At 65.0% G+C, this 23,034-nt stretch carries 23 protein-coding genes and 1 pseudogene; 9 read left to right on the top strand and 15 right to left on the bottom strand.

Features of this window, described 5'->3' with window-relative positions; genetic code table 11:
- Positions 1 to 23 precede the first annotated feature (23 nt).
- Complete coding sequence (locus HUW43_RS10575; protein WP_188237366.1) at positions 24 to 1,559, bottom strand: NAD(P)/FAD-dependent oxidoreductase; 1,536 nt, start codon at positions 1,557 to 1,559, stop codon at positions 24 to 26.
- 170 nt (positions 1,560 to 1,729) lie between these two features.
- Here HUW43_RS10575 and HUW43_RS16020 point away from each other — a divergent pair.
- A pseudogene (locus tag HUW43_RS16020) lies at positions 1,730 to 1,867 on the top strand (patatin-like phospholipase family protein); the annotation flags it as partial.
- Positions 1,868 to 2,003: 136 nt separating this feature from the next.
- On the opposite strand, the gene HUW43_RS10570 reads toward HUW43_RS16020, so the two are convergent.
- From HUW43_RS10570 to HUW43_RS10530, 9 genes are all read right to left on the bottom strand, one after another.
- Positions 2,004 to 4,772, bottom strand: a complete 2,769-nt coding sequence (locus HUW43_RS10570) for a collagen binding domain-containing protein (protein WP_188237365.1) — start codon at positions 4,770 to 4,772, stop codon at positions 2,004 to 2,006.
- 32 nt (positions 4,773 to 4,804) lie between these two features.
- The gene (locus tag HUW43_RS10565; RefSeq protein WP_188237364.1) at positions 4,805 to 5,629 is read right to left on the bottom strand and encodes a molecular chaperone; all 825 of its coding nucleotides are present in this window, start codon (positions 5,627 to 5,629) and stop codon (positions 4,805 to 4,807) included.
- A gap of 204 nt (positions 5,630 to 5,833) precedes the next feature.
- The gene (locus HUW43_RS10560; protein ID WP_188237363.1) at positions 5,834 to 6,331 is read right to left on the bottom strand and encodes a DUF4402 domain-containing protein; all 498 of its coding nucleotides are present in this window, start codon (positions 6,329 to 6,331) and stop codon (positions 5,834 to 5,836) included.
- A gap of 313 nt (positions 6,332 to 6,644) precedes the next feature.
- On the bottom strand, positions 6,645 to 7,604 hold the full coding sequence (locus HUW43_RS10555) for a ParB/RepB/Spo0J family partition protein (protein WP_188237362.1): 960 nt from the start codon (positions 7,602 to 7,604) through the stop codon (positions 6,645 to 6,647).
- Positions 7,605 to 8,387, bottom strand: coding sequence for a ParA family protein (locus tag HUW43_RS10550; protein WP_188237361.1), 783 nt, complete (start codon positions 8,385 to 8,387; stop codon positions 7,605 to 7,607).
- A complete protein-coding gene (gene rsmG / locus HUW43_RS10545) occupies positions 8,384 to 9,022 on the bottom strand; it encodes a 16S rRNA (guanine(527)-N(7))-methyltransferase RsmG (protein ID WP_188237443.1) in 639 nt (212 codons plus the stop codon). The genes HUW43_RS10550 and rsmG overlap by 4 nt, the downstream gene beginning before the upstream one ends.
- A gap of 199 nt (positions 9,023 to 9,221) precedes the next feature.
- A complete protein-coding gene (mnmG, locus tag HUW43_RS10540; RefSeq protein WP_188237360.1) occupies positions 9,222 to 11,093 on the bottom strand; it encodes a tRNA uridine-5-carboxymethylaminomethyl(34) synthesis enzyme MnmG in 1,872 nt (623 codons plus the stop codon).
- A 75-nt stretch (positions 11,094 to 11,168) separates the two neighbouring features.
- Positions 11,169 to 12,473, bottom strand: coding sequence for a tRNA uridine-5-carboxymethylaminomethyl(34) synthesis GTPase MnmE (gene mnmE, locus HUW43_RS10535; protein WP_317450859.1), 1,305 nt, complete (start codon positions 12,471 to 12,473; stop codon positions 11,169 to 11,171).
- Between the two features lie 23 nt (positions 12,474 to 12,496).
- Complete coding sequence (locus HUW43_RS10530) at positions 12,497 to 12,790, bottom strand: DUF6489 family protein (RefSeq protein WP_188237358.1); 294 nt, start codon at positions 12,788 to 12,790, stop codon at positions 12,497 to 12,499.
- A gap of 105 nt (positions 12,791 to 12,895) precedes the next feature.
- On the opposite strand from HUW43_RS10530, the gene HUW43_RS10525 reads away from it, so the two are divergent.
- Positions 12,896 to 13,594, top strand: coding sequence for a dienelactone hydrolase family protein (locus tag HUW43_RS10525; RefSeq protein WP_188237357.1), 699 nt, complete (start codon positions 12,896 to 12,898; stop codon positions 13,592 to 13,594).
- Positions 13,591 to 13,989: a nuclear transport factor 2 family protein gene (locus tag HUW43_RS10520; RefSeq protein ID WP_188237356.1), complete on the top strand. Its 399-nt coding sequence runs from the start codon at positions 13,591 to 13,593 to the stop codon at positions 13,987 to 13,989. Before HUW43_RS10525 ends, HUW43_RS10520 begins: the two co-directional genes overlap by 4 nt.
- Here the strand turns inward: HUW43_RS10520 and HUW43_RS10515 are convergent.
- From HUW43_RS10515 to hemE, 5 genes are all read right to left on the bottom strand, one after another.
- Positions 13,986 to 14,372: a DUF1489 domain-containing protein gene (locus HUW43_RS10515; RefSeq protein ID WP_223181459.1), complete on the bottom strand. Its 387-nt coding sequence runs from the start codon at positions 14,370 to 14,372 to the stop codon at positions 13,986 to 13,988. The genes HUW43_RS10520 and HUW43_RS10515 overlap by 4 nt on opposite strands.
- A 90-nt stretch (positions 14,373 to 14,462) precedes the next feature.
- Positions 14,463 to 15,185 (bottom strand): TerC family protein, encoded by a 723-nt coding sequence (locus HUW43_RS10510; protein ID WP_188237354.1) that lies wholly within the window; start codon positions 15,183 to 15,185, stop codon positions 14,463 to 14,465.
- A gap of 22 nt (positions 15,186 to 15,207) precedes the next feature.
- Positions 15,208 to 16,464: a transcription termination factor Rho gene (gene rho / locus HUW43_RS10505; RefSeq protein ID WP_120221684.1), complete on the bottom strand. Its 1,257-nt coding sequence runs from the start codon at positions 16,462 to 16,464 to the stop codon at positions 15,208 to 15,210.
- A gap of 547 nt (positions 16,465 to 17,011) precedes the next feature.
- Positions 17,012 to 17,461, bottom strand: a complete 450-nt coding sequence (locus HUW43_RS10500) for a CopD family protein (protein WP_188237353.1) — start codon at positions 17,459 to 17,461, stop codon at positions 17,012 to 17,014.
- Position 17,462: 1 nt separating this feature from the next.
- The gene (gene hemE, locus HUW43_RS10495; protein WP_188237352.1) at positions 17,463 to 18,491 is read right to left on the bottom strand and encodes a uroporphyrinogen decarboxylase; all 1,029 of its coding nucleotides are present in this window, start codon (positions 18,489 to 18,491) and stop codon (positions 17,463 to 17,465) included.
- Positions 18,492 to 18,849: 358 nt separating this feature from the next.
- Between hemE and HUW43_RS10490 the strand changes: the two genes are divergently transcribed.
- Genes HUW43_RS10490 through hpf form a run of 6 tightly spaced genes read left to right on the top strand, consistent with a single transcriptional unit; the run spans position 18,850 to position 23,026 of the window.
- Entirely contained in the window at positions 18,850 to 19,662 is an 813-nt protein-coding gene (locus HUW43_RS10490) for a pyruvate, water dikinase regulatory protein (RefSeq protein ID WP_188237351.1), read from the top strand.
- Positions 19,659 to 20,258, top strand: a complete 600-nt coding sequence (locus tag HUW43_RS10485; protein ID WP_188237350.1) for a Maf family protein — start codon at positions 19,659 to 19,661, stop codon at positions 20,256 to 20,258. The genes HUW43_RS10490 and HUW43_RS10485 overlap by 4 nt, the downstream gene beginning before the upstream one ends.
- A complete protein-coding gene (gene aroE, locus HUW43_RS10480; protein WP_188237349.1) occupies positions 20,255 to 21,067 on the top strand; it encodes a shikimate dehydrogenase in 813 nt (270 codons plus the stop codon). The genes HUW43_RS10485 and aroE overlap by 4 nt, the downstream gene beginning before the upstream one ends.
- The gene (coaE, locus tag HUW43_RS10475; RefSeq protein WP_188237348.1) at positions 21,064 to 21,687 is read left to right on the top strand and encodes a dephospho-CoA kinase; all 624 of its coding nucleotides are present in this window, start codon (positions 21,064 to 21,066) and stop codon (positions 21,685 to 21,687) included. The genes aroE and coaE overlap by 4 nt, the downstream gene beginning before the upstream one ends.
- 19 nt (positions 21,688 to 21,706) lie before the next feature.
- Positions 21,707 to 22,405 carry a DNA polymerase III subunit epsilon gene (gene dnaQ / locus HUW43_RS10470; RefSeq protein ID WP_188237347.1) on the top strand — a complete coding sequence of 233 codons (699 nt, stop codon included), beginning with the start codon at positions 21,707 to 21,709 and terminating at the stop codon, positions 22,403 to 22,405.
- A 45-nt stretch (positions 22,406 to 22,450) separates the two neighbouring features.
- The gene (gene hpf, locus HUW43_RS10465; RefSeq protein WP_188237346.1) at positions 22,451 to 23,026 is read left to right on the top strand and encodes a ribosome hibernation-promoting factor, HPF/YfiA family; all 576 of its coding nucleotides are present in this window, start codon (positions 22,451 to 22,453) and stop codon (positions 23,024 to 23,026) included.
- Positions 23,027 to 23,034: the final 8 nt, after the last annotated feature.

Here is a 23,034-nt window from a genome sequence, read left to right as displayed (position 1 = left end):
CGCCTCTCTCCCCGGCCGAACGCTCAGGCGGCCCTGGCGACGCGCGTGGGCACGTCGCGAACCGACGCCAGCGCCGCGCGTTCACCCTCGGTGCCGCTTTCGTGATATTCGGCGTCCTCGTTGACGCCCCAGATATCGTAAAGCTTCTCGCCCGCGACGATGTTGCGCACGGTCAGCATCGCGGTCATCATCGCATGATCCTGGTTGTTATAACGGTGCATCCCGTTGCGTCCGACCATGTGCAGCGTCGGGTAACGCGCCTCAAGCTCGCTGCGCATCGTCTCGACATGCGCGGCATAATCATCGTCATAGACGGGATAGGCCTTTTCCTGCCGCACCACTGCGCCGCCGACGACGTCCTCGGCCTTGCAAAGACCAAGGATCGCCATTTCCCTGGTCGCGAGTGCGATAAGATCGGCATCGCTCGACGACCAGAGCCCGTCGCCCTCAAAACAGAAATACTCAAGACCGACGCAGGCGATCTCCGGGTCGGGGACCATTTCGGGCGACCAGCTGCGGAAGTTCTGCACGCGGCCGACCTGCACCTGGCTGTCGTGGATATAGATCCAGTTGTCGGGGAACAGGTCTTCCGAGCGGACCTTGAGCGCGACGGTCAGAAAGTCGCGATATTTCAACGACGGCGCCGCGGACAGCGCGCACGCGGGCAACGGATGGATGCGGGCCGCCAGTTCGCGCATCGGCGCCGAGCTGATGACGTGCGCCGCGTCGATCACGACGTCGCCGTCGGGGCCGTTGGCGGTCAGCCGCCAGCGCCCGCTGACCTGATCCTGCGTCAGCTGCTTGAAGCTGTGACCCATCAGCACATGGTTGCCCCCCGCAACCACCTTATCGCGCGCGGCCTCCCACATCATGCCGGGTCCGAGTCGCGGATAACGGAAAGTTTCGAGCAGGGTCTTGGCCGCCATGCCGTCGTTGGGCTTCTTGCTGAGCCCCAGGCTGCGCTTCAGCCCGTCGATCACCGCGCCGCCGAGGCTCAGCCCCTTGATCCGCTGTGCCGCCCAGTCGGCCGACATTTCGTCGCACGGCATACCCCACACCTTTTCGGTATAGGTCTTGAAAAAGATCGAATAGAGCTTCCGCCCGAACTGGCCCACCGTCCAGTCCTCGAAACTGCGGACATTGCGGTTCGGCAGCAGCTTCGCCTTGGCATAACTCATCATGCACAGGGTTGATCGGATGACGCCAAGGTTCCACAGCGCCTCGAACGCGCGCAGTGGATAGCTGTAGAACTTGCCTTCATAATAGATGCGGCTCATCCGCGGGCGCTCGATGAAGTCGTCGGGCAGGATCTCGTTCCACAGCTCGACAACTTCGCGGCTCTTCGAAAAAAAGCGGTGGCCGCCAATATCAAAGCGAAAGCCCTCATGCTCGACCGTCCGGCTGATCCCGCCGACATAGACGGGGTCCTTTTCGATCACCGTGACCGAATAGCCTTCCCTGGTCAGCAGATAGGCAGCGGTGAGCCCCGCCGGCCCCGCGCCGATGATCGCCACATCGACGCCCGTCGGGCGGTTTCGCGAACCAATGGCTTCGGACATTCGATCGTTCCCCACAGACAAATCACATTCGCTTCCGCTGTGGCCAATCATGGATAAAAAGTGGTTAACACGGCACCCGATTCTTTGGCTTTCAGCCCCTCTCGCACCGTGGGAAGCCACCGGATTTGCGATAGGATTGCGCATTCGCAGGAGGCGCGCGTCATGGCAGGCTGACTGGCGATCGTTCTGAGCGGGGCGGCGCAAAAGGCGCCTTTCAGGTGGGCGTCGTCCACGAACTCGTCGTGAACCGCGGCGTCCGGCTCGACATTGTCGCCGGCGTTTCGACCGGTGCGATATCCAGGCTCTCTGCGTCGCGCGGTGTCGATGGGTGCCTCGACTTCGACAAAAGGCCGAAGCCTATCCTGAGCCTCTGCATGGCAGCCGAAGGACTCGACACGAATGGAAAGACGGGCAAGTCTCGAATCCACCCCAAAGCCGTCATCGCTACAACCCGCCACTTCGCGGCGGCCCGCGCGCTTCGCCCAGCCCCGGCGACGCATCATCGCCCGCCAGGGCATCGCGCCGCACCGGCTTCAGCATCAGCGTGCCCAGCCGCACGCGCGGGGTTGCCTTGCCCGGCACCGCCGCCACCGTGAAACGGGCGTCGAGCCGCAACGCCGCCGCCGATGCCTTGCCCAGCCGCACCATATACCGACCATAGGCGACGCCCTCGAACAGAAAATAGCCATCGAACTCGGTGACCGTCGCCGCCCGCACGCGGCCTTCGGCGTCGACCAGCTCGACAAGCAGCCCCTCGACCGGGTTGCCGCCGTCGCGCCGCGCGATGCCCTCGATCTCGCCCGCGGCGGTCATCGGTATGGCGATGCGGGTCGCGACGCCCGGCCGCGGCGTGACCACCACCCCCGGCAACGCAGGCTGGACATAGGGGTCGGGCAAGCTGCCCGCATCAACGCCGATCAGCACCGGACGAAAGGGTTCGAGCCCGTCGATCGTCCCACGCCCCGACGCGTCGGTCGCCGCGTCGGCATGGCCGTGACCTGCGGTCAGCGGCACACCTGGCAGCGCCGCTTCGCCCGACTGCCGCACGCCGTCGCCGTTTTCGTCCATCCACACTTCGGCGACCACCTGCCCGCCGCTCGCCAGTTTCTCGCTCGATACGCGCCAGCCGCCGCCGCTATCCGGCCCGAAGCTGAAAGCGAGTGACAGCGACGCCGCCACCGACCCGTCGCTCGCGACTTCGCCAAACCCGCTGAGCTGCAACGCGTTGAAACGGCGCGTATATCCAGCGCCGATGCGCGCGCGATCAAGCCCGCGATCATAGCCGAGTTCGGCGCGCCATTCGGCGTCACCTTTCCCGGCCCATTCGCCGATCAACGTCATGCGGGTATCGCCGCCCTCACCGGCCAGCGCAAAACGCGCCTCGCCGCGAAGACGCACGCGCCCGATGCGCGCGTTGGCGAGCAAGCTGGCGGTCAGATTGTCGGGCGGGTCGGGGCCGACCGGGGCCTTTGTCCGGCTCCAGTCGAGCTGGCCGGTAAAGGTGAGCGCGCGAAAGTTCGCCGATGCGCGGGCACTTGCCTCGATGCTGTCGAACCCCGATCGGCGCTCGACGTGCCGCAAATCGAAATGCAGCGGCAGCATCGTTCGCCCGAGCTTGACCGACTGGTCGAGCGAAACAGAGGTCATGGCATTGACATTGTTCACGAATCTATCCGACACAAACCGACCCCAGCCGCGCATCGCGTCGGCGCGAATATAAGTCTCGCCAAAGGCGGCGAGCCAGCTCGCGCGCGCCGCGCCTCCGCCATCGTCAGCCTGCGCCACGCCGACTTCAAGCAAGGTCGGGCCGATCGAACGCCGCAGCGCGACCTCGCCATAGTTGCGGCGGACATTCTCGATCAGCAGGCTGTGCACATAGGCGGCGATCGACGTGCGCGTATCCAGCCCGCGTTCGATCCCCAACGTGCCGCGCCAGCCGCGACGAAACGCTCCGCGCCGCCGGTTTGCGAAGCTGAAAAGGTCGGTATCCTCCTGCGCGATGCCCGCCCAGTACCAGCTTTGTTGCGGGGGAATCGAATCCATGCCGACCTGCACCTGCCGGATCTCGCGGCGGATCTGCCCCTGTGGGCCATAAAGCACGATCTCGAACCGGTTGGCGCCATATTGCAGCGGCACGTCGATAAACTCGTAGCGGCCGTCGCCCGTCGGCGTGGTAAAGGCGAGCAACTGCCCGTTGCGATACAGCTCGGCATCCCATCCCGCGGGCAGGTCGCCGCGAAAATCGGTCTTGTCAAAGGCGTCGGGCCGCTCGACCGGGCGGTTGGTCACCACCGCGCCGCGGCCGGCGGCCGAAGCGGCGACGATTCCCGTCGACAGAAGGCTGACATCGCCCGCCGCGTAATGCGTCGCCCGCAGCGGCCCCAGCAGCCGCCCTTCGGGGTCTGTGCGGTAAAGGCGCATCCTGAGGCTGTCGGGCACGCCGTCATTGTCCGACGACAGCCGTGCATCGAAGCTCTGCCCGGCCAGTTCGCCCGCCGCAAAAATCTCGTAGCGCGCCTGCACATGGGAACCGCCGCGCCTGTCCGATACTGCGCCCGCCGAAGCGACGACATCGACCGAGGGCGGTGCCCACGCCTGGTACGGCCGCGCCGCCTGCGGCAGGCTGGCGAGGTCGAAGTGCGCCTGTGGGCGGATCGCGGCGGCGCGCGCGCGGCGTTCGGCGGCAAGCTGAAAGGGCAGCTTGTCCTTCGTATCGACGCGCAACACCGCGTTCGACAGGTCAGCGGCGAGCGGCACGCCGAGCCACTCGCTGAGATCATCAAGATCGACGCACCATCCTGCCGCGGTATCGCGGATCGTCGTCGCGCCGAGGCGATAGCGTGCGCTTCCCGCGCGCACCTCGCCCGCGTCGCGATCGATCGACAGGCTGCGCCGCTCGTCGAACACCCAGCCGGTTGCGCGGCGCAACTTCCGGTCGACGCGCACCGCAAGGTCGAGCGCGAGCACGACATCGCCCAGGTCGACGCAGATCCCCTGCGGCGTCTGATAGCCGCGCACCCCGTCGCCGAGGCGATACGGCCCCGACCGCACGTCGAGCAACCAGCTGTCATCCTCATTCGGCGCCCAGCCGTCGGCCGGAATGGAAAGCGACGCGCTGTCGAGCGCCTGGGCGCCGGTCGGGACCATTGCCCCGGCCAGCGCCAGCGCGGCCAGCGCGCCCCTCCGCCATCGGCCAAGCGCCGCGCGAATCATCGCCCTGCCTGCGCCGGTCCGCCCTTATCGGCTCACTTCACCACCCGCTCGGCTTCGTCGATCGTTCCGCCGCCCAGCTCGCGGTCTTCGGTATAGCGAATGCGCACCGGACCCTTGAGCTTCGCCGCGACCTCCTGCGGCACGCGCAGCGACACCTGGCGTGCGGCGATTTCGGGATAGACCGCGATGCCGCGGGCGACGAGCAGCGGCTCGGCCACCCCCGCTCGCGTCACCTCGATGTCGCCATAGACCGAACGATTGCCCGTACGCGTCAGATCGAAGTTGAACGCTGCGCCCTCATCACTCTCGCTCACCCATGCCTCGCCGATCGCCGCCTCGGCGTCGAGCTCACCGACGCGCACGATCACCGGGATGGTGATGCCATAGATCGGCGTCAGCGCGATCGACACGCCCGTGCCCGCGGGCCTGGGTTCGGCGGTCGCAGCGGCCGCGTCGGGAACCGCGCGGAACAGCATGTGCGCGCGATACTCGCCCGGCGGCGTTCCTTCGGGCACGCGCACGCCGACGCGCACGACCTGGGGCTGGTTCGGCGGCAGGGTGACGCGGCGCGGGCTGAAGGCGATCATGTTCAGTGCCGCCTTTTCGGCATCGTTCGCATCGGATTCGGCGATCTCGTCGAGTCCGCCCGCTGCGGTCATCCGCTTGACTTCCAGGCTGATGCGATAGGTCGCGGGCTCGGCACCGATATTGTTGAGCACGACTTCGGTCCCGCGCGACCCGTCGAGAATGACGCGCGTCGGCGCGACCAGCAGGTCGCCCGCGGCGTGCGCGGGCACCGACAGCAGGGCGAGCGCGCCCGCGGCGAGCAGGCGAAAGGCTTTGAAAAGACGCAGCATGGATACGATCCCCACAATCGTTGGCAAGTCGGGGGCTGGCTGGTCCTTGCCCCCGTCGGTTGGTCGCCCCCTGCCTGGCGCAACATGGTTGATATTTCGCTAACCACCCCTTTGCCTGTCCGACAAACGAAAGCGGCCGCCGGGTCCCATCCCGACGGCCGCTTGGCGTTCCGGCGGACGCGGGGCTCGCCGGCCCCCGCCCCCTTACTGATAATTGGCGGTGACGTTGAACGTGCCGCTGTAATCGCCCGCAGTCTGGTTGGCGCCGACGTTCAGCGTGCCCCCGACCTGGAAGCTGCCCCCGCTCGCACCGAGCGTGATCGTCGCGTTCGAATAGGTCAGCGACGAGGTCATCGAGCCGCCGAGTGAGCCATTGAGCGTAACATTCGCATCGCCCCCGACCACGACGACCGCGCCTTCGGTGCCGTTGACATTGAAGTTCGCGGCAGTGGTCGTTCCGGTGCAGGTCAGCCCCGCGCCACAACTGACCGCTCCAGCGGTCGAGACGCTGACGGTCGAAGCGGTCGCGCCGCTGATGATCGTCGCGAACTGCAGGTCGCTGGTGTTGGTGAGCGTGATCTGGCGCAGGATCTTGGCAGTCGCCGTGCCCGTCGCGGTCGCCGCATGCGCCGCCGAGGCGTTGAAGGCGAAAGCAGCAATCGCGGCGCCCAGCAGGGCGCGCTTCATTCCGGTGGTGCGCATATGATTGGTCCCTTGATTCGATAAATGGTCAAAATCCGAATGGAAATCCCACCCCATTCGCCGACCTCTTTAGGCGCCCAGCCGTTCAGGCTTTGCCAGCAACCATGGTTAACAGCAGATTAGGGGGTTGCGGCCCGTTCCAGAATATAATCGCTACAAAACAATGATTTGCATTGTATCCGCCGACGGCGGCGACTTCGGGTTCCGGGCCTTTACGACCCGGCGTGATACAGTTTGGACATTGCTCGCGACGATTCGCGACTCGGTGGATCGCGCCGCATTGCCGAATCGGCCCAAACGCGGGACGCTGACCCTAGATACCTTCGCCCGACAATCGCTGGCAGATCATGTCGAGCTGATCGAGCGACGCGAATTTCAGCGTCAGCGCACCCTTGCCCTCGCCTGCATATTGAATGCCGACGCCGATGCCGAGCAGTTCGGACAGATGACGCTCGACCGCGACGATGTCGGGGTCGCGCCCGCCGGGACCGTCCATGCTCTTATATTCGAGCGGCGCCTTGCGCCCACCGCCCTTGCCCGCGCGCACGAGCGCCTCGACGGCGCGGACCGACAGGCCTTCCCTGACCACCTTGCGCGCGATCGCTTCGGCATCGTCGGCGCCGATCAGCGCGCGCGCATGGCCCATCGCGAGCGCCCCGTCGCCGACGAGCGCCTGCACGGCGTCGGGCAGGTCGAGCAGGCGCATCAGATTGGCGACATGGCTGCGCGACTTGCCGACCAGTTTCGCGAGCGCTTCCTGATTATGTCCGAAATCCTCGATCAGGCGGCGATAGGCGCTCGCTTCCTCGATCGCGTTCAAATCCTGCCGCTGGATATTCTCGACAAGCGCGATCTCATAGGTCGCGGCATCGTCCAGTTCGCGCACGAGCGCGGGGATCTGGTGCAGCCCCGCGCGCTGCGCCGCACGCCAGCGGCGCTCACCCGCGACCAGCTGATAACCCTCGCCATCGGGCGACCGGCGCACGATGATCGGTTGCAACAAGCCACGCAAGCCGATCGAATCGGCAAGCTCGGCGATCGCCTCCTCGTCGAAATGGCGGCGCGGCTGACCGGGCAGCGGGCGGATCGCGCCAACGGGCACATGCTGCACGGAATCGCCCGCAACCGGCGCGGCGCGCGCCGCGCCGCCCGGCGTTGCCAGAACCGGCGCCTCGACCGCGGCGTCGCCGAACAGTGCGTTCAGCCCGCGCCCCAGGCCGGACGGACGTTTCCGCGGCGGAGATGTGATATTTTCTTCCTTTTTTTCAGTCATTTATGCTGCCTTGCGAATCGCGGGAAGCCGGTCGATCAACTCGCGCGCGAGCGCGATATAGGCCGCCGACCCGGCGCAGCGATGATCATAGATGAGCGCGGGGAGCCCGTGGCTCGGCGCTTCGGACAAGCGAACATTGCGCGGGATCACCGTGTCGAACACCACCGGCCCCAGCACCTCGCGCACATCGTCGGACACCTGGTCGGTCAGCCGGTTGCGCCGGTCGAACATGGTGAGCGCGACACCAAGGATCGACAGTTTCTGGTTGAAACGCTCGCGCACGCGCTCAACCGTCGTGAGCAGCTGACTCAATCCTTCGAGCGCAAAAAATTCGCATTGCAGCGGCACGAGCAGCGATTCGGCGGCGATCAACGCATTGAGGGTCAGCATCCCCAGCGAGGGCGGGCAATCGATCAGGCAAATGTCCCATTGCCCCGCTTCGGTGCCCGACAGGGCTTTTTGCAGCCGGTGAAGGCGGTCCTGAAACTCGATCAGCTCGATCTCGGCGCCCGACAGGTCGACCGTCGCGCTGACGATGTCGAGCCGAGGCACGGCGGTTGCGATCGCACATTCGGTCACCGTCGCATCCCCGCGCAGCAATTCGTAGCTTGAACATTCGCGTTGCGACTGCTTGATCCCCAGCCCCGTCGAAGCATTGCCCTGCGGATCGAGGTCGATGATCAACGTGCGCCAGCCCGTCGCCGCGAGTGCGGTTGCCAGATTGATCGCCGTCGTTGTCTTGCCGACCCCACCCTTCTGGTTCGCCACGGCAATGCGAATCATGCTTTCCCTCGCTTTTTCGGCGCGATACGCCCCGTTCCGACCAATATGCCGCTGTCGGCATCGGTACGGCTCTGTTCCACGTGGAACATTCTCTGCCATGCATCGGGCAGCGACGCCAGTTCCTTAACCCCGTTTCGCCCTTTTGGCAGCAACCAGCGCGTCGATTCGGTGGAAAAGCGCGCGGATAAGTCGATGAGCCGGTCGAGCGGCGCAAAGGCGCGCGCGCTGATCGTCGCCGCGGGGCGCGTTTCAACGCGTTCGAGCGGCGCTTCGGCGACCTCCACATGGCCGAGACCCAGCTCGGCCACGACCGTGCGCAGGAAATCGCAGCGGCGGCGGCGCGATTCGACGAGCAGCATCGGTCGCGCGCTCAGGATCGCAACGACCAGCCCCGGCAATCCCGGCCCGCTTCCCATATCGACCCAAAGCCCCCCGACTCTGGTATCAAGTGCGAGCAACTGCGCGCTGTCGGCAATATGCCGCACCCAAATTGTCGGGATCGTCGACGCGGCGATCAGATTCTGCCGCTTGTTCTCGGCGACAAGCATCGCCGCGAAACGCTCGAGGCCGGCCCATTGCGCCGAAGTCGGCGCGAAGCTGCTTGCAATCCAGTCGCGCGCTTCACCTTCGTTCATCAATACGCCGCTGTCAGAACTCACCAGCTGCCCATTCCTGTCTCGTCATTGCCGCTGAGTCGCAGGCGATTTGCGGCGCCGCGCGGGAATCCAGCTTCCTCTTCATGCCTCTGCACCCTTGCGTGAAATTTGGGAAGCCTCTCGCACCGGCGCCACTATGCGCTCTCCGGCATCGTCGCGAATGAAGCTCGCCTCCGATTCAAGCCGCGCGCCGCCGGCTATGCACCATGATCGCCGTGAGCGCCGCAGGTGTCACCCCGTCGATCCGCGACGCCTGCCCCAAGGTTTCGGGGCGTGCCTTGGTCAGCCGTTCGACCATCTCGCGCGACAGTCCGCCGATCGCGCCATAGTCAAGCGCGGGGTCAAGAATGATCGCCTCGTTCGCCGCGAGCGCGCGGAGTTCGGCTTCGTGGCGCGCGATATAGGGCGCATAATGCGCGTCTTCGACGACTTCGGACAGGATCGCCCGATCGATCGATTCGATATCGGGAACCAGCCTCTTCAATCGCTCGACCGTCATGTCGGGAAAACGCATCAGGTCGATTCGCCGCCTCGCGATGCCGTCACCGGGCAGCGGCAATCCGATCGCCGCATAATCGGCAGTCGCCACCGGCGCTTCGAGCAGCGTCTCCGCGCGCGCGCGCGCGGCCATCCGCGCGTCGAACAGCGCCGCGGTCGCGGACCGCACCAGCCCCAGTGCCATCCCCTTCGGCGTCAGCCGCGTCGCCGCATTGTCGGCGCGCAGCCGCAAGCGATATTCGGCACGCGCGGTGAGCATCCGGTAAGGCTCGGTCACCCCCTGCAACACCAGGTCGTCGACCATCACCCCGATATAGGATTCGGACCGATCAAGGATCAAAGGATCGCGCCCCTGGACGGCGAGCGCGGCATTGGCGCCCGCGACCAGCCCCTGCGCCGCGGCTTCCTCATATCCGGTCGTGCCGTTGATCTGCCCCGCGCACCACAGCCCACCGATAGCGCGGACCTGCAATGTTCGGTCGAGCGCGCGCGGATCGATATGGTCATATTCGACCGCATAGCCGGGGACGACCATTTCGACCGTCTCAAGCCCCTCCATCGTGCGCAGCATCGCGAGCTGCACATCGGCGGGGAGCGAGGTCGAAATGCCGTTCGGATAAACAAGATGCGTGTCGAGCCCTTCCGGTTCGAGGAATATCTGATGCCCGTCGCGATCGGCGAAGCGGTGGATCTTGTCCTCGATCGACGGGCAATAGCGCGGCCCCGCCGCACCGATCGCGCCGGTGAACAGCGGCGAACGATGCAGATTATCGGCGATGATTCGGTGCGATTCGGCGTTGGTGCGCGTGATCGCGCAGAAAATCTGCGGCACGATCCGCGCATTGTTCCACGTGGAACAGGTCCAGGTCGCCCCCTCGGAGCTGTCCGACGGTTGTTCGGCAAGCCGCGCCCAATCGATCGTGCGCCCGTCGAGTCGCGGCGGGGTTCCCGTCTTGAGCCGCGCCATTGGCAGATCGGCGGCGCGAAGCTGCGCGGCGAGCCGGAGTGCCCCCGCTTCGCCGATGCGCCCGCCCTCCATCCGTTCTTCGCCGCGAAACAGTCGCCCGCCAAGGAAAGTGCCTGTCGCGAGCACCACCGCGCCCGCGGTCAATCTTGCGCCGTCGCCAAGCTCGAGCCCCGCCACGCGCGCGCCGTTGTCCGCAAGGATCAGCGCAGCGGCTTCGCCTTCGATGATCGCGATAGCTTCCTCCGCCGCGATCAGATCCTGGATCGCCTGCCGATACAGTTTGCGATCGGCCTGGACGCGCGGTCCCTGCACCGCCGCGCCCTTCGACGCATTGAGCATCCGGTAATGAATCCCCGCCGCGTCGGCCGCGCGCGCCATCCAACCGTCGAGTGCGTCGACCTCGCGCATCAGATGGCCTTTTCCCAGCCCCCCGATCGCCGGGTTGCACGACATCGTCCCGATCAACGCGGGGTCGAAGCTGACGAGTGCGACGCGCGCGCCAAGCCGCGCCGCGGCGGCGGCGGCCTCGGTTCCGGCGTGCCCACCGCCGACGACGATGACATCAAAGTTTGTACTGCTATCCATGATCGGCGGCCGCCTTTAGCGCAAAGCGGAGCGCGAATCCACCGCGCCCGGTGGTCCGATGTTCCACGTGGAACGTCACTTGCCGATGCAGAATCGCCCGAACAGCGCATCGAGCATATCCTCGACCCCGGCACGCCCCGTGATCCGGTCCAGCGCGGTCGCGGCGAGCCGGAGGCGTTCGGCGAGCAGGATCAGATCGCCCGCCTCGCGCGAACCGGGATCGACATCAAGCCATTGTTTTGCATCACCTAATGCAGCTCGATGGCGCTGACGCAAGGCGGCTTCGCCCTCGCGCGGCAACAGTGTCCGTGCCATTTCGACGATCAGGTGATGCAGCTTGTCCAGACCCTCGCCTGTCGCCGCCGACAGGATGAGGTCGCATCGCGCGGCCGCTGCTTCGGCCGCCGCATCGCCGCGCCAGCGGTCGGCCTGCGCCGCAATCAGGATCGTGCGCGGGTGGTCGGGCGCTTCCGTGGGCGGCCCGAGCCACAGCAATATATCGGCCGCCTCGATCGCCGCCCTGGCGCGATCGATCCCTATGGCTTCGATCGTATCGGCGCTTTCGCCGCGCAGTCCTGCGGTATCCGAAAAGCGCATCGCGATACCGTCAAGCGCCAGCGACGTTTCGATCACGTCACGGGTTGTCCCCGCGACCGGCGACACGATCGCGAGTTCCCTTTTAGCTAACGCGTTGATAAGAGTCGATTTACCGGCATTGGGTGGTCCCGCGATCACCACGGACAAGCCTTCCGAAATCACCTCGGCAGCCGGCCGCGCCAGCCATGCGCCCAATTCTCCGGCCAGCGTCGCCATCCCTTCCAGCACGCGCTGCGCAACCCCTTCGCCAACGTCGACATCATCCTCATCGGAAAAATTGAGCTCGGCCTCCGCCTCTGCCATCAGCCCGAGCAGCCGATCCTGCCATCCCGCCACTGCGCGCGATACATGCCCGCTCGCATGGTCCAGTGCCTGCACCCGCTGGCTTTCGGTTTCGGCCGCGAGCAGATCGGCCAGTCCTTCGGCCTCGGCAAGGTCGATCCGTCCATTCTCGAACGCCCGCCGCGTAAATTCGCCAGGCGCCGCGCGCCGTAATCCCGGCATCGCCGCCAGCGCCGCCTCCACCGCCGCAACCACCGCGCGCCCGCCGTGCAGGTGCAGTTCGGCGAGGTCTTCGCCCGTCGCGGTCGCTGGCCCCGGAAACCAGAGGATCAGCGCATGATCGAGCGCGCCGCCATCACAGCCCTTCAATCTGGCGAGCGAGGCATGTCGGGGCGTCGGCAGCCGCCCTGCCAACGCCTGCAACGCCTGGGCGGCATTGACCCCGCTGATCCGCACGACCGCGATCGCAGCGGGCGGCATCCCGCTCGACAGCGCGAAAATCGTGTTGCTTGCACGCGCTTGGTTCAGCTTTTGCGTCCCTTGGCGGGTTTGCCGTCAGCCGCGTCGCCACTTTTTGCCGCGCCGCCCATCAGGCCGCCGCCAAACTGGCCGAGCAGCGACTGGACAAGGCCCAGCCCGCTTTCGCCCATCGGCACCCAGCTCTTGACCATCGCCTGCACCATCTCGGGCGTGATACCCTTTGCCATCAGTTCCTTGACGCGATCGAGATAGATGTCGTGGAGCGGTTCGAGGTCGGGAAGGCCGAACAGCCGTCGCGCCTCTTCGGGGGTGCAATCGATCTCGATATTGAACTTCATCGCCTGTCTCCGCCCCGGTCATGGTAAGCCGCTTGAGCCATGGCCGCGGCGCCGCTAGCTTTGCGCTTTCACGGCCAAGAAGCAAGAGTCAGGAGAGATCCCGCCATGTCCGCGACGAACATTACCATCCCCGCGCTCGACGGGACGAACCAGATTCCCGCCTATGTCGCGCGCCCCGACGCCGACAGCTCGCGCGCGGTCATCGTCATCCCCGAAATCTTCGGGGTGAACGCGGGCATCCGCCAGAAATGCGACGATTGGGCGGCCGAAGGCTATCTGGCGATCGCGCCCGACATCTTCTGGCGTTTCGCCCCCGGGGTCGAGCTCGATCCCGACATCGAATCCGAACTCAACGAGGCTTTCGGCTATTTCAGTCGATATGACGCCGACGACGGGGTGAAAGACATTGAAGCAGCGATCCGCTGGCTCCGCAGCCAGGGCGCGAGCAAGGTCGGGTGCGTCGGCTTTTGCCTTGGCGGTCGCCTCGCCTATATGGCCGCCGCACGCACCGACATCGATGCGTCGGTCGGCTATTATGGCGTGATGATCGACCAGATGCTCAATGAAAGCCATGCGATCGCCAACCCGCTGATGCTCCACATTCCGACCGAGGATCATCTGGTCGACGATGCCGCGCAAAAGCGGATCCACGACGGGCTCGACCCGCATCCGAAGGTGACGCTCCACGATTATCCGGGCCTCGATCACGGCTTCGCCGCGACAATGGGCAATCGCCGCAACGACGAGGGCGCGAAGCTCGCCGATAGCCGCACCAGGGCTTTTTTCGCCGAGCATCTGGCATGAGCGCGCATCAGGGGCTCGCCGCCTGGCACGCCTATATGGCGGGCGGCGGCGATCCGCAAACCTTGCGGAGCCTGATCGCCGACGACGCGGTGTTCCACTCACCCGTCGTCCACACCCCGCAGGATGGGCAAGACAAGGTCTTTGCCTATCTTCACGCGGCGAGCCACGTCCTCGGCGGTGAGCATTTTCGCTATTTGCGCGAGATCGTCGATGGCGATCAGGCCATGCTGGAGTTTCTGACCGAGCTCGACGGCATCCAGATCAACGGCGTCGACATCATCCGCTGGGATGACGAAGGAAAAATAACCGATTTCAAGGTTATGGTGCGACCGCTCAAGGCCATCAACAAGGTCTGGGAAAAAATGGCCGCGATGCTTGCAGCGCAGGCGGGCTAGATCAGGCTCAGCTCGGCGAGATCGCGATAGAGTTCGGGCGGCAGCTCGCCGACGCCGCTGCCGTAGCTAAGCCCCTTGGGCGCGTCGGCATCGGTCAGATAGCGCCACCCCTGATGCGCGCGCTTCGGCTGCGGATACACACGCTCCAGATCGGCAGCGCAGACGATATCGACCCGCCCGTCGCTGCGATCGTCGAAGCGCAGGATTTGCACGCGCGCGACGAGCCTATGTCTGACGATGAAATGCAGCTTGCCGCCGACCAGCTCGTTGGCGCGTTTGGGCTTGAAGCGCGTCGGGAAGCGAACCTCGCCACCAGCAGCATAGGCGGCAATGCGCGCCTCCAGCGCCGGATAATCGGAACAGCCGACGGCGACGCGGGTCATGTGAATCTGAGACATCGCAGACAGATGGGAAGTCAATAGGGAAAGGCCAGCCCCTTGCGGGGCTGGCCTTTCATTTCCGTTGGCGGTCGGTCAGCCGAAAAGCGTACCGATGCCGACGCTGGGGTCGATCCAGCCTTCGTAGATCATCTTGAATGCGACATAGACGATCACCGCAAGGCCGAGATAGGCGATCCAGCGATAACGTTCGATATATTTGGCGATGATGTTCGCCGCGACACCCATCAGGGCCACTGCAAAGATCAGGCCGACGATCAGGATGCCCGGATGGTCGCGCGCCGCGCCGGCGACCGCGAGCACATTGTCAAGGCTCATGCTGACGTCGGCGACGGCAACCGCCCAGGCGGCGCCGGCAAAGCTCTTCGCAGGCCGGAGACCCGAATGTTCGTCGCCGACAATTTCCGGAGACCCCGCCGAATGGCCGCCGTCGCGCAGTTCGCGCCACATTTTCCAGGCCACCCAGATCAGCAGCAGGCCACCGACAAAAATCAGTCCGACGATCTGCATCAACTGCGTCACGACAAGCGCGAAGGCAATGCGCAGCACCAGCGCCGCAAGCACGCCGATGACAATCACCTTGCGGCGCTGGTCGGCGGGAAGTCCCGCCGCGAGCGCGCCGACGACGATGGCATTGTCACCCGCCAGCACGATGTCGATCATCAGCACTTGCAGAAAGGCCGCGAAGGCCGCGGGCTCGGTAATGTTCGAAAAATCGTGAACGATTGCGTCCCACATGCCTGCGGGCCCGCCAAATCCGCCGGCGTGCGCGCCGACCTGCATAAAGATATCCAGCATCTTTGCTTAACCCGCCCTGTGCCTATTGGTTCATCGAATCGAAGAAATCTTCGTTTGTCTTGGAATCCTTGATCTTGTCGAGCAGGAACTCCATCGCATCGACGGTGCCCATCTGCATGAGGATGCGGCGCAGCACCCACATTTTGCTGAGCTTGTCCTTCTCGACAAGCAATTCTTCCTTGCGCGTGCCCGATTTTCCGACGTCGAGCGCGGGGAAGATGCGCTTGTCGGCGACCTTGCGGTCCAGCACGATTTCCGAGTTGCCCGTGCCCTTGAACTCTTCGAAAATCACTTCGTCCATGCGGCTGCCGGTGTCGATCAGCGCGGTCGCGATGATCGAGAGCGAACCGCCTTCCTCGATGTTGCGTGCCGCGCCAAAGAAGCGCTTGGGACGCTGGAGCGCATTGGCGTCGACACCGCCGGTCAGCACCTTGCCCGACGAAGGCACGACGGTGTTGTAGGCGCGGCCAAGGCGGGTGATCGAATCGAGCAGGATGACCACATCCTTCTTGTGCTCGACGAGCCGCTTAGCCTTTTCGATCACCATTTCGGCGACCTGGACGTGGCGCGTCGCCGGTTCGTCGAAGGTCGAGGAAACGACCTCGCCCTTCACGCTGCGCTGCATGTCGGTGACTTCCTCGGGCCGTTCGTCGACAAGCAGGACGATCAGATACACTTCGGGGTGATTGTCGGTGATCGCCTTCGCGATATTCTGCAACAGCACCGTCTTGCCGGTCCGTGGCGGGGCGACGATCAGCGCGCGCTGGCCCTTGCCCTGGGGGCTGACCAGATCGATCACGCGCGCCGACTTGTCCTTGACCGTCGGATCGACGGTGTCGAGCGACAATTTCTGGTTCGGATAGAGCGGTGTCAGATTGTCGAAATTGACACGGTGGCGCACAACATCGGGATCATCGAAATTGACGCTGATCAGCCTGGTGAGCGCGAAATAGCGCTCGCCGTCGCGCGGCGCGCGAATCTCGCCCTCAACCGTGTCGCCGGTGCGCAGCCCATATTTGCGGACCTGGTTCGGCGAGACATAGATGTCGTCGGGACCGGCGAGATAATTGGCGTCGGACGAACGCAGGAAACCGAAACTGTCGGGCAAGACCTCGATCGTGCCCGAGCCGATGATCTCCTCACCCTCTTCGGCAAGTTCCTTCAGGATCGAGAACATCAGATCCTGCTTGCGCATCGTCGATGCGCCCTCGACGCCCAGTTCCTCGGCCATCTCGACGAGTTGCGCAGGCGATTTTGTCTTGAGTTCTTTCAGATGCATGGATGGATTCCGGACAGATATTCGGGAGATAATCAGACTAAAGCTCGTTGCACCGCCGGGTGCCTATCCGGCCGGGGGACGGCCGTCGATGATAGCTTCGGCGCGGGGGACGCACCGCCCGCCTGGGATACGGGATTGACCGGCCCCTATAACCCGCTGCGCGCCAAGTCAATCGCGACTGCAACGGGCGGCGATGCGCGCCGACCCGTCGAAAACGCAACAAAAGATACGGACGTGCGCCGCGAATCTGTCTCCTTTGTCGTCCCAGAATCAGCGTTGCAGTCAATGATATGGTGTCGCGCCAGAACGATGACGAACAATCATTGCGGGCGGGCACCGCAAAACAAGGTGGAAAAGCGATTATACGGGGCGTCGGGGACAACAGCTTTGGGTTGGGGAGCAACCGATCAGGTCCGCTATCGGTCGAATTCCGCTCTCTCAGTCATGTGTGCAGGTGTTGCAACGATAGCAGCGGTCAACGGCTGCCTCTGCGGTCCTGTCACCAACCGATCGTTCCCAGCCGACAGGGTAAAAAAGGGACAACAGTTCAGGGCCGGATAACCGCAAGGATGACGATGATCGCCGCGGCGACGCCGGGAACCTCGTTGAGCATCCGCAGCTGCTTTTCGGTGAGCGGCCGCTCTCCCTTGCTGAGCTTCTTGAAATAACCGATCAGCCAGCCGTGATAGCCCGACAGCGCGAGCACCAGGATGAATTTGGCGATGAACCAGGTCTCGCCCCAGTAATTGCCGTTGAAGGCGAGCGTCAGCCCGAAGATCCAGACGATGACCAGCGACGGATTGAGGATGATCCGCCGCAGCCGGTCCTCGCGCTCGATCCATTTCTTGTCCTCGTCGGACCCGACGGCCGCCTGCTGGTGATAGACGAAGAAGCGCGGCATCATGAACAGTCCGGCCATCAGGAAAATCACGAAAATGACATGCGCGGCTTTGACCCAAAGCATCGTTGCTCCCAGAAATCCTGCCCAGTCTGCCATATTATCCGCCGCGGACGCGCTTGATGAGATGTTCGACATGGGCGATCGGGGTGTCGGGAACGATCCCATGTCCCAGGTTGAAGATATGGGGGCGCGACGGGAAAGCCGCAAGGATATGGTCGATCGCACTGTCGAGCGCGCCGCCGCCCGCGACGAGCGCGAGCGGATCGAGATTGCCCTGCACCGGAAGATGTGGCGGCAAGGCGGCATCGGCCCAGCCAGGGTCGACCGTCTCGTCGAGCCCGATCGCGTCGACGCGCGTTTCGTCGGCATAGGCCCGAAGCTTGCCGCCCGCACCCTTGGGAAAGCCGATGATCGGCGTGTCGGGGTGCAGCGCCTTCAATCGCCGGACGATTTCGGCATTGGGCGCGATCACCCATTGTTCATATTGTGCGGGACTGAGACTGCCCGCCCAGCTGTCAAAGAGCTGCACGGCGTCGACGCCATGTTCGATCTGGCCGGCCAGATAGACGACCGTAAGCTCGACGATCGCGTCGATGATCGTCTGGAAGGCCGCGGGATCGGCGAACGCCATCCGCCGCGCCGCCGCCTGATCCTTCGACCCCTGACCCGCGACCATATAGGTGGCGACGGTCCATGGGCTTCCGGCAAAGCCGAGAAAGGTCGTTTCGCCCGGTAGCGCCGCTGCGACGCGCGCGACGGTCGCATAGACCGGACCGAGCCGCTGCGGCGCGGCTTCGAGCGACGCCAGGGCGCTGTCGACGAGCGGCGGCGCGAGCCGCGGTCCCTCACCCGCCTCGAACCACAGATGCTGGCCAAGCGCGTGCGGAATGACAAGAATGTCGGAGAAAAGGATCGCGCCGTCCAACCCGAAACGCCGGATCGGCTGCAGCGTCACCTCCGCGGCGGCATCGGGGTCGTAGCAAAGCTCGAGAAAACCGCCTTTGGTTTCGCGAAGGGCACGATATTCGGGCAGATAGCGTCCCGCCTGGCGCATCAGCCAGAGCGGCGGGCGCTCGTGCCGCACTCCGCGCAACGTCGCGAGAAGGTTCTTCGGTGACGCCTTCACGCAGCCCCTCTTTCTCTCTTCATATATTATCTTGAATATATTGTGGTGGTTTGTTGGTCGGCGGACAAATGTGGCTTTAGGCCGGGACGCCCGTTTTGCCAACAGCTTGACTCCCGGTTCACGGCCATCGCCCAAGGAGTCGCGGCGCGCATTCCCCTTTATTCACAGCATGTGGATAAGATTCATCCCATGTGGATAAGCGATGGAACGGAATCGGAGCGACGCGGGATCAGTCGCCCGTGCCGAAATCATCCCGGCGCTTTTGCCAAACTTATCCACAGCCCAAGGAATTGCCCCCGCGAAGGTCGGGGCGACGGTCGCTATTGCCTTTTTTCCCCCTGCGCCCGAAAGCGGGGCGATGAGCCGCCTGCATCTGCACCTCATATCCGATTCCACGGGCGAAACGCTCGAAAATATCGCCAAGGCGGCGATCGCTCAGTTCGACGATGTCGAGGTTGTGCGCCATTTCTGGCCGATGGTGCGATCTGAATCGCATCTCGACCGCATCATGGCCGAAGTGCAGGCAAGTCCCGGCATGATCCTCTTCACGCTCGTCAACGGCGAGTTGCGCAGCAGCCTCGAGCGCCGCGCGGGAATGCTCAACCTGCCCACCGTGGCTGCGCTCGACGCCGTGACCGACGCCTTGTCGCGAATGCTGGGACAGGAAGCCAAGGCGCGCCCGGGGCGCCAGCATGTTCTCGACGCCGCCTATTTCGCGCGTGTTGAGGCGATCCAGTTCACCGTCGCGCACGACGACGGCATTGGCTGGGAAAATTGGGAACAGGCCGACATCGTCCTTGCCGGTGTGTCGCGCACCTCGAAGACCCCGACGAGCATCTACCTCGCCAATCGCGGGTTCAAGACTGCGAATATTCCGATCGTCCCCGAATCGCCGCCGCCGAGCGCGCTGTTCAACCTGAAACGGCCGATGGTCGTCGGGCTCACGACCGGACTCGACCGGCTGGTCCAGGTCCGCCGCAACCGGCTGCTCTCGCTGAACCAGACGCCCGAGACGAGCTATGTCGACGACGAGCGCGTCAAGGCCGAACTGGCCTTTGCGCGGCGCATGTTCGCCGACAATGGCTGGCCGGTGATCGACGTCACGCGCCGATCGATCGAGGAAACCGCGGCGGCGGTGATCAAGCTGGTCGAGGACCGCGCCAGCGTATGAGCGCGCTCGTTCTCGCCTCGCAAAGCAGCGGCCGTGCCGCAATGCTGCGTGCCGCCGGGCTGGCGTTCGAGACGACGGCCGCGCATGTCGACGAAGAAGCGCTCACCGCTTCGCTGCGCGCCGCGGGGCAGACGCCGCGCGACATTGCCGATGCGCTGGCCGAAGCGAAGGCGGTCAAGATCGCGTCGCGGCTCGCGGGCGTTACGGTGATCGGCGCCGATTCGACGCTCGCGCTCGACGACGGGACGATGCTGACGAAACCGGCAAGCCCCGAAGAAGCCGCCGACCATCTCCGCCGGATGGCAGGAAGCCGCCACCGGCTGTTCAGCGCCGCGGTCGCGGCGCGCGACGGGGCGCCGGTCTGGCGCGCGATCGGCGAGGCAAGGCTGTGGATGCGCCCCTTGTCGGACGCCTTCATCGCCGACTATGTCGCGCGGAACTGGGACGGCATCCGCTGGACTGTCGGCTGTTACGAGATCGAGGGAGCGGGCGTGCAATTGTTCGACCGGGTCGAAGGAGACCCCTGGACCATCATCGGCATGCCGATGCTTCCCTTGCTGGCGTGGCTGCGCGCCACCGGGATCGCCCCGCAATGAGCAAGCCCTATGCCGAGGTCATTGGCGACCCCATCGCCCAGTCGAAATCGCCGCTGATTCATAATTTCTGGCTCGATGCGCTCGGAATCGCAGGCGATTACCGGCGCTCCCACGTCTCGGCTGATGCGCTCGCGGATTATATCGCCGGGGCCCGCGCCGACGCCGATTGGCGCGGTTGCAACGTGACCATGCCCCATAAGCAGGCGATCATGGATCTCGTCGACGATCCGGGCGACATTCGCGGCACCATTGGGGCGATGAACACGGTTGTGCGCCAGCCCGACGGGTCGGTCATCGGCACCAACACCGACGCTGCGGGCTTCTATGCGCCGCTCGCCGAGCTCGACCTTGAAGGAGCGCCGGTCGCGGTTGTCGGGGCGGGCGGTGCGGCGCGGGCGGTGCTGTTCGCGCTTGCGCGGGCGAAGGTCGGACCGGTGACGATCATCAACCGCAGCCCGCTCAAGGCGATGGGCCTGCTCGCCACCTTCGGCCTGAAGGGCGAGGTCGCCGGGTTCGACGCTCGGCTTCCGCCGGTGTCGCTGCTTGTCAATTCGAGCAGCCTTGGCATGACCGGAAACCCGCCGCTCGACCTCGACCTGTCGCCGTTGCCCGGCGATGCGATCGTGTATGACCTCGTTTATTCGCCGCTTCGGACCGGCCTCCTCAACGCGGCCGAAGCGCGAGGGCTCGCCACGGTCGACGGGCTCGACATGCTGATCGGCCAGGCGGCGCTTGCCTTCGAGCTGTTCTTCGGGGCGCCGCCGCCGGAGGGACGTGACGAGGAACTGCGGGCGCTGCTGGTCGCATGAGCCATTTCAAGCGCCCGCACCTGCCGCTTCGCCGCCCTTTCCTGCTCGGCCTCACCGGCTCGATCGGCATGGGAAAATCGACCGCGGCGGCGATGTTCGAGCGCGAGGGCGTCCCCGTCTTCGATGCCGATGCCGAGGTGCATCGGCTGCAAGGCCCCGGTGGCGCGCTGGTTGCGGCGATCGAGGCGCGCTTTCCGGGGACGACCGGCCCCGACGGCGTCGACCGGCAGAAGCTGGGTGCGCGCGTGCTCGGCAATATGCACGAACTCGCGGCACTCGAAGCCATCGTCCATCCGGCCGTGTTCCGGGCGCAGAAACGCTTTCTCGCCAGGCACCGTGCGCGCGACGTGGTGGTACTCGACATCCCGCTGCTGTTCGAAAAAGGCGGCTGGCGGCGCGTTGGCGCGATCGCCGTCGTCTCGGCGCCCGCCTGGATGCAGCGTCGGCGCGTGATGCGTCGCCCCGGCATGACTGCCGCGAAGCTGAAGGCGATCCGCCACCTGCAGGTGCCCGACCGCGTCAAACGTGCGCGCGCCGATTTCATCATCGAGACGGGCCGACCGAAAAGCGAAACGCGCCGTCAGATTCGCTTCATCGCCTCTTGTTTCCACGCGCGATAGGGTCCAGATTATCGCTTCGATGCGCGAGATTATTTTCGATACCGAAACCACGGGTTTCGATCCCAAGACGGGGGACCGGCTGGTCGAAATCGGATGTGTCGAACTGGTCGATCGCCGCGAAACGGGCGTTACCTTTCACGCCTATTTCAACCCCGAGCGCGACATGCCCGCCGCGGCCGAAGCGGTGCATGGCCTGTCGAGCCAGTTCCTGTCGGACAAGCCGCTCTTTGCGGCGCGAGTCGACGAACTGCTCGACTTTTTCGGTGACGCGCCGCTGATCGCGCATAATGCAGCGTTCGATTTCGGCTTTGTGAACGCCGAGCTCGAGCGGATCGGGCGGCCCGCGCTCGACATGGCGCGCATGTGCTGCACGGTGCAGATGGCGCGGCGACTGCATCCGGGCGCCAAGCACAGCCTCGATGCGCTCTGCACCCGCTACGGCATCGACCGCAGCCACCGCGTCAAGCATGGCGCACTGCTCGACGCCGAGCTGCTCGCGCATCTCTACATCGAAATGACGGGCGGGCGGCAGATCGGCCTTGGCCTCGCATCCGCTGCCGCGCCCACGGGCGCACCGACAGCGTGCCCGATCGCGCCGCGCGGTCCGGCGCGACCCTTTCGCGAACCCAGACCGCATAAGGCGTCGGCTGCCGAACTCGCGCGCCACGCCGATTTCGTCGCAGGGCTGAACCAGCCGCTGTGGCTCGATACGGTGTGACGACTCCCCCATTGTCGTCGCGCCGGCCATAGAAGGAGAAGAAAAATGGAAATCCGCGTCTCTGGCCATCAGATCGAAACCGGCGAAGCGCTGCAGGCGCATGTCGCGGACCGGATGAACGCGATTGCCGACAAATATTTCTCGCGCGCGATCAGCGCCCACGCGACCTTCGGCAAGGGTCCGCACGACAGTTTCCAGTGCGACATTGTCGCGCATGTCATGCAGGGGCTGGTGCTGAAGGGCCATGGCCAGGCGCAGGACGCGCATGTTGCGTTCGAGGGCGCGGCCGACCGCATCGAAAAGCAGCTCCGGCGCTATATGCGACGCTTGAAGGATCGCAACAACGGGCCGGCCGGACCCTCGCCGACCATCGACGAGATCGAGGAAAATGCCAGCTACACCGTTTTCGATCCCGGCACCGAAGAGGAAGAGGCGGGCGACGCGCCGGCGATCATTGCCGAAACGCGCGTCGACATCCCCAACAGCAGCGTCTCCGACGCGGTAATGATGCTCGACTTGCGCAACACCAATGCGCTGTTGTTCGTCAACAGCAGGACGGGCGCGCACAATATGGTCTATCGTCGCGATGACGGCACCATTGGCTGGGTCGAACCACGATAAGACTGGAT

This window comes from Sphingopyxis sp. LK2115 (assembly GCF_014595975.1).
In the GTDB taxonomy this organism is placed as follows: Bacteria; Pseudomonadota; Alphaproteobacteria; order Sphingomonadales; family Sphingomonadaceae; genus Sphingopyxis.
Note: the sequence above shows the minus strand (reverse complement) of the source record. Positions and strands in the feature narration are given on the sequence as shown.

Coding starts and splice junctions, on each gene's coding strand:
- HUW43_RS10500 (WP_188237353.1), bottom strand. CDS start 17,461: ATGGCAGACTGGGCAGGATTTCTGGGAGCAACGATGCTTTGGGTCAAA.
- mnmG (WP_188237360.1), bottom strand. CDS start 11,093: ATGGATAGCAGTACAAACTTTGATGTCATCGTCGTCGGCGGTGGGCAC.
- HUW43_RS10570 (WP_188237365.1), bottom strand. CDS start 4,772: ATGATTCGCGCGGCGCTTGGCCGATGGCGGAGGGGCGCGCTGGCCGCG.
- hpf (WP_188237346.1), top strand. CDS start 22,451: ATGGAAATCCGCGTCTCTGGCCATCAGATCGAAACCGGCGAAGCGCTG.
- coaE (WP_188237348.1), top strand. CDS start 21,064: ATGAGCCATTTCAAGCGCCCGCACCTGCCGCTTCGCCGCCCTTTCCTG.
- dnaQ (WP_188237347.1), top strand. CDS start 21,707: ATGCGCGAGATTATTTTCGATACCGAAACCACGGGTTTCGATCCCAAG.
- HUW43_RS10490 (WP_188237351.1), top strand. CDS start 18,850: ATGAGCCGCCTGCATCTGCACCTCATATCCGATTCCACGGGCGAAACG.
- HUW43_RS10530 (WP_188237358.1), bottom strand. CDS start 12,790: ATGAAGTTCAATATCGAGATCGATTGCACCCCCGAAGAGGCGCGACGG.
- HUW43_RS10565 (WP_188237364.1), bottom strand. CDS start 5,629: ATGCTGCGTCTTTTCAAAGCCTTTCGCCTGCTCGCCGCGGGCGCGCTC.
- HUW43_RS10510 (WP_188237354.1), bottom strand. CDS start 15,185: ATGCTGGATATCTTTATGCAGGTCGGCGCGCACGCCGGCGGATTTGGC.
- HUW43_RS10520 (WP_188237356.1), top strand. CDS start 13,591: ATGAGCGCGCATCAGGGGCTCGCCGCCTGGCACGCCTATATGGCGGGC.
- HUW43_RS10515 (WP_223181459.1), bottom strand. CDS start 14,372: ATGACCCGCGTCGCCGTCGGCTGTTCCGATTATCCGGCGCTGGAGGCG.
- HUW43_RS10560 (WP_188237363.1), bottom strand. CDS start 6,331: ATGCGCACCACCGGAATGAAGCGCGCCCTGCTGGGCGCCGCGATTGCT.
- HUW43_RS10485 (WP_188237350.1), top strand. CDS start 19,659: ATGAGCGCGCTCGTTCTCGCCTCGCAAAGCAGCGGCCGTGCCGCAATG.
- HUW43_RS10525 (WP_188237357.1), top strand. CDS start 12,896: ATGTCCGCGACGAACATTACCATCCCCGCGCTCGACGGGACGAACCAG.
- HUW43_RS10550 (WP_188237361.1), bottom strand. CDS start 8,387: ATGATTCGCATTGCCGTGGCGAACCAGAAGGGTGGGGTCGGCAAGACA.
- aroE (WP_188237349.1), top strand. CDS start 20,255: ATGAGCAAGCCCTATGCCGAGGTCATTGGCGACCCCATCGCCCAGTCG.
- rho (WP_120221684.1), bottom strand. CDS start 16,464: ATGCATCTGAAAGAACTCAAGACAAAATCGCCTGCGCAACTCGTCGAG.
- rsmG (WP_188237443.1), bottom strand. CDS start 9,022: ATGAACGAAGGTGAAGCGCGCGACTGGATTGCAAGCAGCTTCGCGCCG.
- HUW43_RS10555 (WP_188237362.1), bottom strand. CDS start 7,604: ATGACTGAAAAAAAGGAAGAAAATATCACATCTCCGCCGCGGAAACGT.
- HUW43_RS10575 (WP_188237366.1), bottom strand. CDS start 1,559: ATGTCCGAAGCCATTGGTTCGCGAAACCGCCCGACGGGCGTCGATGTG.